This window comes from Vibrio aerogenes (genome assembly GCF_024346755.1).
GTDB lineage: Bacteria > Pseudomonadota > Gammaproteobacteria > Enterobacterales > Vibrionaceae > Vibrio > Vibrio aerogenes.
The window spans coordinates 591,784-604,812 of the sequence record NZ_AP024862.1; the positions used below are offsets into that span (position 1 = coordinate 591,784).

11 protein-coding genes are annotated in these 13,029 nt (G+C 47.2%); 5 read left to right on the top strand and 6 right to left on the bottom strand.

Annotated elements, in window-relative coordinates:
- Positions 1 to 22: 22 nt before the first annotated feature.
- Together OCV29_RS20290 and OCV29_RS20295 are read right to left on the bottom strand one after the other, a co-directional pair.
- Positions 23 to 1,069 (bottom strand): cyanobactin maturation protease PatG family protein, encoded by a 1,047-nt coding sequence (locus tag OCV29_RS20290; protein WP_073602209.1) that lies wholly within the window; start codon positions 1,067 to 1,069, stop codon positions 23 to 25.
- Positions 1,070 to 1,079: 10 nt separating this feature from the next.
- The gene (locus tag OCV29_RS20295) at positions 1,080 to 2,177 is read right to left on the bottom strand and encodes a cyanobactin maturation protease PatG family protein (protein WP_073602210.1); all 1,098 of its coding nucleotides are present in this window, start codon (positions 2,175 to 2,177) and stop codon (positions 1,080 to 1,082) included.
- Between the two features lie 229 nt (positions 2,178 to 2,406).
- Between OCV29_RS20295 and OCV29_RS20300 the strand changes: the two genes are divergently transcribed.
- From OCV29_RS20300 to OCV29_RS20310, 3 genes are all read left to right on the top strand, one after another.
- Positions 2,407 to 2,760 (top strand): eCIS core domain-containing protein, encoded by a 354-nt coding sequence (locus OCV29_RS20300; RefSeq protein WP_084193185.1) that lies wholly within the window; start codon positions 2,407 to 2,409, stop codon positions 2,758 to 2,760.
- 348 nt (positions 2,761 to 3,108) lie between these two features.
- A complete protein-coding gene (locus OCV29_RS20305; RefSeq protein ID WP_073602211.1) occupies positions 3,109 to 4,266 on the top strand; it encodes a hypothetical protein in 1,158 nt (385 codons plus the stop codon).
- A gap of 183 nt (positions 4,267 to 4,449) precedes the next feature.
- Positions 4,450 to 4,950, top strand: coding sequence for a hypothetical protein (locus OCV29_RS20310; RefSeq protein ID WP_073602212.1), 501 nt, complete (start codon positions 4,450 to 4,452; stop codon positions 4,948 to 4,950).
- 243 nt (positions 4,951 to 5,193) lie between these two features.
- On the opposite strand, the gene OCV29_RS20315 is transcribed toward OCV29_RS20310, so the two are convergent.
- The 4 genes from OCV29_RS20315 to OCV29_RS20330 form a co-directional block, all read right to left on the bottom strand.
- Positions 5,194 to 6,102: a HEPN domain-containing protein gene (locus OCV29_RS20315; RefSeq protein WP_073602213.1), complete on the bottom strand. Its 909-nt coding sequence runs from the start codon at positions 6,100 to 6,102 to the stop codon at positions 5,194 to 5,196.
- Positions 6,103 to 6,244: 142 nt separating this feature from the next.
- The gene (locus OCV29_RS20320) at positions 6,245 to 7,474 is read right to left on the bottom strand and encodes an FG-GAP repeat domain-containing protein (RefSeq protein ID WP_073602214.1); all 1,230 of its coding nucleotides are present in this window, start codon (positions 7,472 to 7,474) and stop codon (positions 6,245 to 6,247) included.
- Positions 7,475 to 7,825: 351 nt separating this feature from the next.
- On the bottom strand, positions 7,826 to 10,003 hold the full coding sequence (locus OCV29_RS20325) for a hypothetical protein (protein WP_073602215.1): 2,178 nt from the start codon (positions 10,001 to 10,003) through the stop codon (positions 7,826 to 7,828).
- A gap of 347 nt (positions 10,004 to 10,350) precedes the next feature.
- On the bottom strand, positions 10,351 to 10,557 hold the full coding sequence (locus OCV29_RS20330; protein WP_073602216.1) for a hypothetical protein: 207 nt from the start codon (positions 10,555 to 10,557) through the stop codon (positions 10,351 to 10,353).
- Positions 10,558 to 10,717: 160 nt separating this feature from the next.
- On the opposite strand from OCV29_RS20330, the gene ahpC reads away from it, so the two are divergent.
- Positions 10,718 to 11,275, top strand: a complete 558-nt coding sequence (gene ahpC, locus OCV29_RS20335; RefSeq protein WP_073602217.1) for an alkyl hydroperoxide reductase subunit C — start codon at positions 10,718 to 10,720, stop codon at positions 11,273 to 11,275.
- A 159-nt stretch (positions 11,276 to 11,434) separates the two neighbouring features.
- Positions 11,435 to 13,003 (top strand): alkyl hydroperoxide reductase subunit F, encoded by a 1,569-nt coding sequence (gene ahpF, locus OCV29_RS20340; RefSeq protein ID WP_073602218.1) that lies wholly within the window; start codon positions 11,435 to 11,437, stop codon positions 13,001 to 13,003.
- The last annotated feature ends 26 nt before the right edge of the window (positions 13,004 to 13,029 follow it).

Sequence of the window (13,029 nt, forward strand, 5' to 3'; positions counted from 1 at the left end):
ATCAAAGAGCCTTCATCGCGGCTTAAAGCACATTGATATATGGCTCAAACTCACTCACCATAAACGGATATTCATTGGTGACATCAATAGTGGATGACCAGGATTCAATCACACTGGTTTTCTGATCCTGATAATTAAAAATGACACACACCAGCGTGCGCTCTCCGGCATAGTAAAGCCGGGCATCAATGCCCACCAGATGGACCGACTGACGCTGTGATTGCTGGCGTTGTTCATAGATTTTGCTGTAAAAGCCGGTGTCGTAGCACAGCAGATAGTTGAGCGCGCGTTCTTCATCTGTCATGCCCGCATTTTTCGCCAGCAGCAGGTAACTTTTGATCAGCTGTGCCATGCTGGTCTGCTGATTGTGCTGGTGGAAATAGCTGACCTGATCGGCAATGGTGGCCGGGTCGACCTGACAGAATTTATGAATCTGCAGCTGGCTCAATTGTCCTGCGTCGGGCATCACTGAACCGACGATGAGTGTATTGATAGTGGCATGACTGTCGTCATAGCCGGATTGTGGCGGTGGATTAAAGGTTCCCTGACCGGATGGCGGCGGGGCTTGTGTGTCATCCAGCGCATTAATCAGCTGCTGCATATTGTACTCGCTGGGAAGGAGCTGGTAGAGCGCATTGCTGTATTCATCTTCCAGCAGCCATTCCAGCTCCCGTGCCAGATAACGAAAATACCGGGAAGACAGCACGGTATTGATCACGGTTAACATGTCATCTTTTGCCTGTGCGGCGGTCATGGGGGGCGGCGTTTGCGGGACCGGTACCGGCCAGAACGGTGCCAAACCGTTGATATAATCCAGAATGTCATGGGGATATTGTTTGATGACCTGAGCGGCGCACCGAAACTCCCGTTCAATTTGTGTATCCGGCCAGCGTGCGGATATCCGGCCTAACACGCAAACATCATTTTCTAAGGCATGTAATCCAAAGGAGAAATCATTGCGCTGGCACTGAACGGGTTGCTGATTGATGTTCTGAACAATATTGCCGGTGATGGGAGACGCCTGCACAGGCATGTATTTTCCGGATAAGGCTGAGAGAGACAAATTCATCAGAGGCTCCTTATGGCTGGGCTGGAATATAATCTGTCAGTGGGGTGTTCAGATAGGGAAACAAGCCGGTGACATCAACAGAGGCGTAATAACTGAACAGTCGGCCGCTGACGGCTTTCTGATAGTGAAAGATGACATTGACCAGCGTTTGATTGCTGGTCGACGGTGCGTATTCGATCTGAATATTCAGCAAAAATGCCGCATCTCCCTGTGAATGACTGCCACTGCTGAGCCGGGAGCCCGACGCATCCGATTGAATCTGGTAGATTTCGGGGTAACGGAAGGTGAGGAAATTTTTGGCCCGGAGAAAATCACTGTTGCCCAGATTTTTGCGGGTCTCCATCAGTTCCAGCAGATTGGTAATCGCGGTTGTGGTGGTATTTTCTCCGGTATGGTCGATTTTATCTTTGATCGTCTGCGGGTCGGCATTAAACGCAAAGATGTGACGACAATGGATCACCGGCAATAGCGACTGATCCAGGTTATCACTCTGCGCCGTCCCTTGCTGCTCACCAATCAGGACACACAACAAATGAGGCAGCTGTCCGTCGCTCTGCTCGACGGTGGCAAGATAATCAATGAATTCATTTAACTCGACCACACTGTTGGGCCGGACTAAGTAGACATCCTGTTCATCGACCGAGAGGACCCAGTTGATCTGCTCGGCAATATAGCGGTAGGGCTTGGTTTTACGTGACGAATAAGCACCGTTTTGCTGACTGGGGTCGGTTTGGTAGCCAAAAATAGTGCCGTAATCGTAAGGGGCGACGGTTTTTCCGGTTTGCGATGAAATCTCCTGTGCGGCGGCTTCACACTCTTTTTCCAAACCTTTATCGGGAAATACCACCCGTAGTTTGCCTGCCACGTAAACCGGCTGAGGCACTGGTGGCGCCGGGATAACCGGCGCAGGTGGCTCGGGTGCGGTGACGGGGGTTTCTGCGGCAACTGCGACTTCATCGACGGCGGCCTTTTGTACCATGGAAGACTGTACCGGTGAAGATTCACTCACCCCCGGTGTTGCTGGTGCAGGCGCGTTAACCTGCGGTGTGATCGCCGGTGCACCATCCTGTGGGCTGCTGATTTCTGGTGATTGTTCTGGGACAGACATAAGTATTCCTTCTGAAAATGAGAGCGAAGGCATTCAGCATAATCTCTGAAGGCAGAGAACTTTCGGGGGATTGTGGTGATTTTTCAGCAGAATGAATGCTCTTTGGTGTTGGTTGTGAATCAGGCCATCACTTGCGTGGTTTTACCTGAAACAAGCGTTTGATTGACTGAGTTTTCCCTGCCTTCCGGTTCTAGATTGAACATATCGTAATCAAACGGGTATCGCAGCCATGACTCAATATGCAATGCAGCCACAGCGTTCAGCGGTGGGCTATCCGCTTCCTTCGCGTTTAAGGCGGGGCATGGAAAAAATTACCGGGATGAATTTGCAGCCGGTGCGGGTGTTTTATAACTCACCCAAACCGGCGCAGGTTCATGCACACGCTTATGCGCAGGGGCTGGATATTTATCTGGCACCGGGGCAGGTGCATCATCTGCCCCACGAGCTGGGGCATATTATTCAGCAGGCCAAAGGCATGGTGCAACCGACCACTCAGGTCAATGGGGTCGACGTGAATGACGATCCGCAGCTGGAAGGCCATGCCACGGCGCTGGGGGAAGCAGCGGTGCGGGTGGGGTATTGATGGGGTGGCTTTGCCTGAGTGGTGTTGTGAATGCGCCAAAGTTGTATCGATCCCTTTGCCATCAGGGTTCGCGCATTGTTTCTCTTTGCTCGCCCAAAGAGAAACCAGAAAGGGCGTTTGGGTGAGCTGCATCACGCGCCGCCCAGAACCGGCTTTTAAGTGCATCCCTGCACTGAAAAGCCTAACCATTCATCCATGAATGCTTTTCTTTGTATGGGTGATCTAATGGGGTCAGTGGTCTTTTAGCGGCGTTTATTGGTGTGAAAGGGTCATTGGTTTGGGCAGGGTGTTATAGGCAATGAAGAAAGCCTATAACAAGCAATAAAACCCAATTTAGAAGGTTTAGATATGTATGAGCAAGTAGAGAAACCAAAAGAAAATAGAAGTAGAGCAGTTGCTAATTCTGTTACTCAGAAGAAGAGTAATGTGAAGCAAGGTTTTGGGTTTGTGGATAATCGTCCTCGCAGTATTATTCAAAAGAAAATACAAGAGATAGGGAGTATTAGTGCTCAAACAAATGTTGATATGGGCGTTGTACAAAGAAGTATAATGTCACGATATAGATGGGGTGCATATTTTGCGGGACTTCCGAATAATCAGGCCAGATGCAATGCAATTGATACTGGTGAAGCCCGTACTACGATTAGAAATATAGCAAATGCTAATGGAGATATCACCAATCGAGTTATTACGCTTCATGTATGGCAGAACAATGCTTGGGGGAATATAGGAACTGTAACTATAGATCGTTCTCCAAGAGCGGCTACGCAAGGGCCATTACTTCCGGGAGCCCCAGCACTACCCGGTGCAGGTTATGATGATAGTGAATTAACATTACATACTGCTGCAGCTGGAGGTGGCAACGCAGGTGTTGCGACCCACCTTTTTCCAGCGGTGTTGCGTTGGATCAACGCCAATTTAAGAGGTGTTCAACAATTGAACATGAATCCTGCAGGAGGTGCAGCATCAAAGTCTGTTATTGAACAGCTTGGAGGAAGCGTAGGACGGGCTCATGAACATGGCGTAGCAAATATAGATAGAGCAAACCGAAGAAACGCTGGAGGGCCACCAATAGCTGGTGGGAACCTGAATACTTGGGATACACGTTTAAATGCAGAACATCTACATGAACTTGAATCGTTGGATAATGGTTTAGCGGGTCTAAGTTTAAGTGCTGACGGAATGTCTTTGGCAGGGCCTGCTGCTCCTGCGGACATTGCTGCAATGCAGGCTCAACGCGATTATTTTGCAAATACCTTGACGGCAGGAGTCGACCCAGTTGTAAATAATGCTCACCCAGATGCTGCTTATTTTCAGGCGGCAGGAGCTTTAACTAATGTTATGATTGCAGCTGATCCCAGAGCAGCCGCGAGGCTTCTTCGAATGGCCCGTCTTACTAGCAGATCAGGAGCTCATGGTAGGGGAGGAGCACCAGATGCTGGATACCAAATAAATATGACAGGAGCAGCATTAGCTCATATCATGCCAAATGCGGTACAGCCTTAACCATTATTTATTATTAAATGTCTGAAGCTAAATGCGAAAAACATAATTTACATATAGCCTATTCATAGACAAAAAGCCTATAACAAAACCTAAAAGCCATTAAAAACGGCTTTTAGCCGGATTGTTATAGGCAATTGAAGAAGATCTGTAACAATCACTAAAGTAAAATTAGAGGTTTGGGATATGTATGCACAAGTAGAGAAATCAAAAGAGAATAAAGTTAGGGCGGTTGCTAACTCAGTTACTCTGAAGAAAAGTAATGTAAAGCAAGATTTTGGGTTTGTAGATCGACTTGAAGCCGTTGCGCAAAGAAAACTGCAAGAGATGGCAAATCATAGTCCTCATGTTTCGCAGTTAAGATCTTTTCAGAACATTTCTAACAATAAATCACCTGTACAACTTATGCTTCGCAGAGGCTTTGGAATAGGCAGAGCATTTGTACGAAGGCGTCCCGCTCTACCTCCGATGGTTCATCAACCTGCTCCGGAAAGAACATTACGGGATAGAATACGGGACGGATTGCTAAATTTTGGATTGGGAATTGTGGATGGGTTAGGCAATGTAGATAATGATCCACAACAAGCCGATTACGAACAGATTGGCCACCTAACTGATTTAGCAAATGACTTAGGATTAGAAGGTGAGGAACGTAGAGCTTTTTTTAGGAGAAATGGTTTTGGTTAGAATAAGTAGTGACATCTATCAAAGTTTTTAACTCAAGTCCATAACAAAACCTAAAAACCATTGAAAACGTCTTTTAGCTCAACTGTTATAAGCAATGAAGAAAGCCTATAACAATGAATAAATCGAGCCTGTTAAATATTATGTGTCACGCTCATTTTCACAAATCCAGATGTTTATTCAGCCGGGCTGGAAAACGGATGCTCAACTGGAATCGCATAAAGGCCCAGCTGAGCATCAGCCCATTCAACCCTTACCCAACCGCGCCAAACAAACCACTTCCACTAATGCCTTTAATTTCACTACTTCTCCGGCCAGATAAGTCAGTTCTTCTTCGGTAATCTCGTAATGATCGGAATAACGGCCTTCCACATAAGCACGTTTAAGGCGCTGCATACTGCGGCGGTGGAATTTTGTTTCCATCGGGAACAGATCGGCAAAGCGCGGATCCTGCTGGGCGCAGAAGCTTTTGAGTTTGATTGGGTCATGTACTTTGGGCAGGTAGTTTGTGCAGGTCAGGAGTGTGCAGGCAAGCAGGGCTTCCGTGGCTTGATGCAGTTCGAAGGCTGCTTTTGCAACATCCAGCTGTGGATGTTGGCGAACCAGATCGTAAACAATGAAATTATCTTCGGCTTTCTTAAACCAGATATCAAAATGCTTTTGCGAGATGGCGCGTTTTTCTTCATCAGTCAGATGGCCCGGCCGTGCCAGTTCGCGGGTGCCTTCACTAAACAATTCAATCCCTTGCTCGCGGATATCTTTAAAGAAATACAACCCCTGACTCAGCCAGTTGTTGACTTCATTTAAGGTATGCACAATCACGCCGACGGGAATATCCGGTATCAGGCGCTGAATTTTGTCATCGACCAGATGCCATAAGCGGTGGTCATCGACAAGTGCCTGATGATTGACGACCACCAGAATATCGTAATCACTCAGATAGCCATTGGCCGGGTCATAAACCCAGGGCGTTCGCCCATGCGCATCCGGCTGACGGGCATAACTGCCAAACAGGATGATTTTCTGAACTTTGAACAAAGGCTGCTTCCCGGCCCGCTGCCTGACCAGTTCATCGACTTCATTACGAATGATATTCGCCACCTGCCGGATTTGATGCTGGTTGGATTCAGGAAGGTGGTCGAGTGATTTTTTCATCAGGTATCGGCTCTTTTATTCTCAGCAAGTCTCTGAAAAGGATAACGGAAGTGGGAGGAAAAGGGGAGTACCAAATTAAATCATGACGGGGACAGTCTTGTGCCTGTCCCCGCTATTTTTTGCTTTGTGTTTCTTCGTGAGGCTATTTCGCCAGCGGCGATAAAGACACATGAACACCATTATTGGCGAAACCGACAATATCGGCTTTGCCGTCGCCATCGATATCCGCCATCATTCGTGGATGTTTATCGATTCTCCAGCCCTCTTCGTTATAGCCAAATTGTTTGATCGCATGAACAGGCGCGGCAAAGCTGGTTTTTTGTGACAGAGAATAATAGGCGCCATCGTCAGCAAAACCAACGATATCGGCTTTGCCGTCTCCGTTGACGTCGGCCATCATTCTCGGATGTTTTTCAACCCGCCACTGACCGGCATCGTAACCATATTGACTCACCCATTTGGATGGCTGCGAAAATCCGCTGCCGGTTGACAGAGAAACATACACCCCGGCATTGCCGAATCCGACCACATCGGCTCTGCCATCACCATTGACATCGGCCATCATTCTGGGATGTTTTTCAACCCGCCACTGACCGGCATTATAGCCAAAAGCATTGACCCATAATGACGGTGCACTGAAACTGGTGCCGGTAGAGAGGGAAACATACACACCAGCGCCGCCAAATCCGACCACATCTGCTTTACCATCACCGTTGACATCAGCCATCATTCTCGGATCTTTACCAACCCGCCAGCCACCTGCGGCATAACCATAGTCATTGACCCACAGCACTGGTGCTTTAAAGCTGTTTCCGGTTGATAGCGAAACATACACGCCATCGGTGGCAAAACCGACCACATCAGCTTTGCCGTCTCCGTTGACATCAGCCATCATTCTTGGATGAAGGTCAACCCGCCAGCCACCGGCCTTATAGCCATAGCTTGTCACCCAAAGCTGTGGTGCGCTGAACCCTGTACTGGTCGATGTTGAAACGTACACCCCGTCACTGGCAAATCCAACCACATCGGCCAGCCCGTCACCATTGACATCAGCCAGCATCCTTGGGTGAACACCGATGCGCCAGCCACCGGCTTTATAGCCAAAACTTTCGACCCAGGTAGAAGGGGTACTGAAACCAGAGCCGGTTGAGGTTGCGACAACAACACCACTGTGGGCAAAACCAACCACATCAGCCAGCCCGTCACCGTTGACATCTGCCAGAACTCTCGGATGTTGATCAACCCGCCAGCCACCAGCATTGTAACCAAAGCTGTTCAGCCACAAAGATGATGTCCATGCGGGGGCATCTGCGGCCAGGGCTGAGCTGGTCAGCACGGTTAAGCCCAGCGTCGTCAATAGTTTTTTCTGCATTATTTCTGTTTCCTCATCATATAAAAAATCGCGCCAATTCTTTCATATGTAATAAGTTTTATATGTGATTTCTGCCAGATTAATTGGTCATAATAAATTTTGTTTTATCATTAGAGCGTGACCAAGAGGAGCGCATATTCAGGAACAGTTATTTCTGAAGCAAGAAAAGCAAGAAAAGCGGGCTGCTGGCTTCGGTGAGTGTTTTTGGTGCCCGGTTTGGGTGATGGATTCTGATCAATGTTTGGGGAAAGGGTGCCGGAAGTCTGCTCTGCGCTGGTACATTTGAGCAACGTCCTTTGCAGAGCATTCCGGCACCGGTTGATGGAGGAAATATTTATATCAGTGTCTGAATCAGTCGTCTGTTAACTGACTCTGCCCAAATCCTTCACGAATCCAGTTGACGACGCTGATAGCTGTGAATTTGCTGTCCCATGCGTAGTCGCCTGTCATGTCAGGTTTTCCACATGACGGGACCGGTTTTTTCCCGCCGAAACGCATATTTGTTGCAATCGCCATGAATGTTTTCATCCCGGTGGGATCATAGGGCTCTCCTGCGTCGCGGTGTTTGGCGATTTCCTCAGCCGGTAAGATTTTATCATCATCCCAGTCGAGTAATTGCAGTCCCAGCTTTTCGGTAACGTAACGCTTCAGGGTTCTGTCCGGATCGGTCCATCCTTCAACTTCTTTTGCTTTTTTGATGGCATCAGCAAATTCAATTGATCGGTAGACTTCGTTGTTTTTCACAAATGGCAGCTTGCGATCTTTCATCCGGGTATAGAAACGGTTGTGCTCTACCGAGACTTCATCTGTGGATGTAATCGGATCCCGTGGATAATCCGGGTTGATATATTTCGAGATAGCGACCTGATCGAGTGCAATTGAGTCATAGTTGACGCCAACATTGTTCCGGAAGACGATGTTACTGACGTTCTTTGCATCCCCGCTGTGGAGGAGTGTCGTCCGTGTCCGGTAGAAGATGTTATCTTCAATGGTGTTATCCTTCATAAAGAATTGTTTGGCGACTGCATCTTCAGACTGTGAGGTATAAATTTCGGGGACTAAGCGGAAGGCGTAATCACCGTAAGAGTAATACTTGTCTTTTGACGGTCCGGCGTAGCCGATGTCCGTGAGCTCATCGTGAAGCATCGCACTGGAGATAATATTGCCTTTGATCTCACTGCCGAAAGAAGCGCCCTGTAGTCCGAATCCCCAGCCCGGCTGGGAGCGCAGGTCCGAGGTCGGTTTTTCCGGGTTATATTTCTGCCCGTTTTGATAAATCAGCTGTACATTGTCACGGACAACAGCACTTTGGCCGATCTGACCATCTCTCTCCATCCAGGTCGTGGCATCATGATTTGAATTTGTTGCCGCATAGAAGGTGCCTTCAATAATCAGGCTTTTTTCCAGTAAGCCACCGTAGCGCATTTGCGGGCCGCCGGATGCGCCATCAGCGGAAATAATATTCCGGTAGACGTGTCCCATCTGCTGGCCGCCGCCCTGATAAATATTGCGGGAGAATACATCCCGGCGCGGATTGGCATACAAGTATGGGTCCTCTTTATAACCGTTTTTGTAGAAAATCGTATCTTCAATAATGGCACGGGATTCACCACTGGTGTAATAGCCCTGATTATGACCCGGCTCATACCAGCCATTGGTGATCACTGAACGGTACACCATGGATTTTGCCGGTAAATAGCCAATTGCATTGCCATTCACATGATTGATTTTACAGTCTTCCACCACCATGGTCACCGGGCCTTCTCCATTGGCAGACATATCTTCATGGAATTTGTATGCGCCAATACCCATTTCATTGAACTCAATAGAGAACAGATGGAGATGAATCCAGTGCGTTTTTCTGTCTCTGTCTATATATCTGAGTGGGTTGAGATTTTCACCGACATCAAAGACAGCACGGCCATCAGTATTATTCCCGTAAGCAGCCACAACCATGGGCTCTGCTTCGCTGCGTCCGCCGAATAGTTTGGTGTCAAACCGGGTATGTTTCGAACCACGTTTAAACAGAAACCAATCCGGGTAACCACCGGCTACTTGCTCCGGATCCATCTCTCTCGCAGTGGTCAGGTGAGTTTTCAGGCGAATGTCGTTTGCGGTGTTTGACATATCAGCAAAGGCTTGAATCGCTGCTTCATTCGGGTGCATCGGATCGGTCCCGTAAACCAGACCTTCACTGTTGGTGGTACTGCCTGAAGAGTCGATGATGTTGGTGCCGTTCCACCAGTAAACTTCAGCAGATTCGTTATCACCGGAATCCGGGTTGAAATAAACAATTTTTGAGCCGCTGTCGCGGGTTGAATTGAAATAATTTGCCCCAAGGCTGCCGAGGCTTCTTGAACCATCACTGGGAACAATGAGTTTCGAAAAGTCGGTCCAGCCCGCTGCGTTTAGCGGCAAAGCCATTTGAGGCACTTCAGCAACAGTGGTGCCGCTGATTGCCGCCGTATGATATCCACACAAGCCAGCGAAGATGCTGGTTGCGATGACCAGTTTCTTTAATTTCATCATTTTATTCTCAATTTATTTCTTCGTGTTAAGTTTAATTTTATGCAATGAAACTGACTATTTATCACTGCCTGAAAAATACTAAATAAATAAAATGTCAATACGAGTTAAATAAATTTAAACTGTGATAACCGTTCAGGACAATATGGATGTAATGGATTTCATAAATTTTGAAATAAATTTGTAATAATAAAAAATTAATAAAAATTACAATAAAATCAGTATATTAAATTGTTGTTTAAATGTGAAATTAATTGGTGGGTTGCTTTTAAGTATGAATTTTTTAAATATATAAATTAAATTTAAAACAAAAGGTTTAAGCGGTTTTAAATTTAAAACTAATATTTTTATTAAATCTGAGTTTGAATATATTTAAGTTTGTCTATTTTGCGGGTTGAATATTTATTCTGACAGGTTTCTAAAGATGCGTGTGAGGTGATTGAATCTTTTGATGCACTATCACTATCTGTGTCCAAACGATCTTTCAGTTTGTTTGATGAACGATCACCTGAAGAGACTTCTTCAGGTCGTTTGACTATCCATATATGACTATCCATATATGACTATTCATATATCGGGATATGGATTGATGAGACTGATTAAAATCACCTATCAATAAGATAGATATTACCGATTTTATTTCAGCACGCCCTGATGACAATATACTTCCCGAAAGCAAGATTTGCTCCTCCAAAACAACAAAAGGAAAGTAAAGAAATGATTAACACCAAAATCAAACCATTTAGCGCAACAGCATTCAAACAAGGTGAATTCGTTGAAGTGACAGAACAAGATGTTCTGGGTAAATGGGCAGTATTCTTCTTCTATCCAGCGGACTTTACCTTTGTTTGTCCGACAGAGCTGGGTGACCTGGCTGACCAGTACGAAGAGCTGCAAAAGCGTGGTGTTGAAGTGTATTCAGTCTCAACTGACACACATTTCACGCACAAAGCATGGCACGATAGTTCAGATACAATTGGCAAAATCAACTACTTCATGCTGGGCGACCAGAACGGCAACATCACAAACAACTTTGGTGTGATGCGTGAAGGTCAGGGCCTTGCTGACCGTGCGACATTCCTGATTGACCCTGAAGGTGTCATTCAGGCAATGGAAATCACTGCTGAAGGTATCGGCCGTGATGCAGACGACCTGCTGCGCAAAGTAAAAGCGGCTCAGTACGTTGCAGCTCACCCAGGTGAAGTTTGCCCGGCGAAATGGAAAGAAGGCGAAGAAACACTGGCACCTTCTCTGGACCTTGTCGGTAAAATCTAATCCTGAACGAACCGACACCGGTTCCGGAAACTAAATTAAATTCAGAGGGCATTCCGGGTCTGATACCTTGACGACCATCGGCCTGGTTTGCTCTCTCCTCTGCTGATTTACCCGGCATAAGTTTTTATCCGGCATCATCCTAAAAAGGTATGTAAAACCATGCTAGACCAAACGATTCAACAACAACTCAAACAATATCTGACCAATTTAAAAGAAGATATTCGTCTGGTGGTGAGCCTGGACGAAAGCAAAGCATCGGACGATGTTCAGTCTCTTGCCAGCCAGATTGCGCAATTAAGTGACCGTATTACGGTTGTGCGTGATGATCATGCAAGTGATCGTAAACCGGTGATGTCCATTCAAAACCCGGAGAAAGGTACATCTCTGCGGTTTGCCGGCCTGCCGATGGGGCACGAGTTTACTTCTCTTGTTCTGGCACTGCTTCATTCCGGCGGACACCCAATGAAGCTCGAAGATGACCAGATTAAACAGATTGCCGCGTTAGATAAAACACTTGATGTTGAAGTCTTTATTTCTCTGTCATGTCAGAACTGTCCGGATGTGGTTCAGGCATTCAACATGATGGCGGCAATTAATCCGAAAATTAAAGCCACTATGATTGACGGCGCTCTGTTTCAGGATGAAGTAAAACAGCGCGATATCATGGCGGTTCCCAGTGTTTTTGTGAATGGTGAGCTGTTTGGTCAGGGGCGGATGTCTCTGACAGAAATCCTCAATAAAGTCGATGACAGCGCCAGTGAAAAAGCAGCAAAAGCACTGAATGAAAAAGATCCTTATGACGTTCTTGTCGTCGGTGGAGGCCCGGGTGGCAGTGCTGCAGCTTTATACGCAGCCCGGAAAGGCATCCGCACCGGTGTGGTGGCAAAACGCTTTGGCGGACAGGTCATGGATACCATGGCGATTGAGAATTTCATCTCTGTGAAACGCACCGAAGGACCAAAGTTAGCGGCGGATCTTGGCGAACACCTCAAAGAGTACGATGTCGACGTCGTGACCGAGCAACAGGCTGAAAAGCTGATGAGTAGCGCACATACGGAAGATGGTCTGATTCATGTTCAGCTGGCAAGCGGTGCCGTGCTGAAAAGTCAGAGTGTGATTCTGAGCCCCGGTGCCCGCTGGCGTGAAATGAATGTGCCCGGTGAACAGGAATACCGCAATAAAGGCGTGGCATACTGCCCACACTGTGACGGTCCGCTATTTAAAGGTAAACGGACTGCCGTGATTGGCGGTGGTAACTCAGGCATTGAAGCGGCGATTGATTTAGCCGGTATTGTTGAGCATGTGACCGTGCTTGAATTTGCTGATGTGCTGCGCGCTGATCAGGTCTTGATTGATAAGGCGAACTCATTGCCGAACATTGACATTATTACGATGGCACAAACCACGGAAGTGGTGGGTGATGGCAAGCGTGTCACCAGTCTTCAATACAAAGACCGCAACACCGATGAAATTAAAACGTTGATCCTGTCAGGTATCTTCGTCCAGATTGGTCTTGTTCCGAATACGGAATGGCTGAAAGATTCTGAAGTGAAACTTTCTCCACGCGGCGAGATTGAAGTCGGCAGCCATGGTGAAACCAGCCTTGAAGGCGTATTCGCTGCGGGAGATGCCACAACGGTCCCTTATAAACAGATTATCATTGCGATGGGTGAGGGGGCAAAAGCCAGCTTAGGGGCATTCGATTACCTGATTCGTAAGCAGGGATAAGACGGCTGACCATCAAACAAAAACAG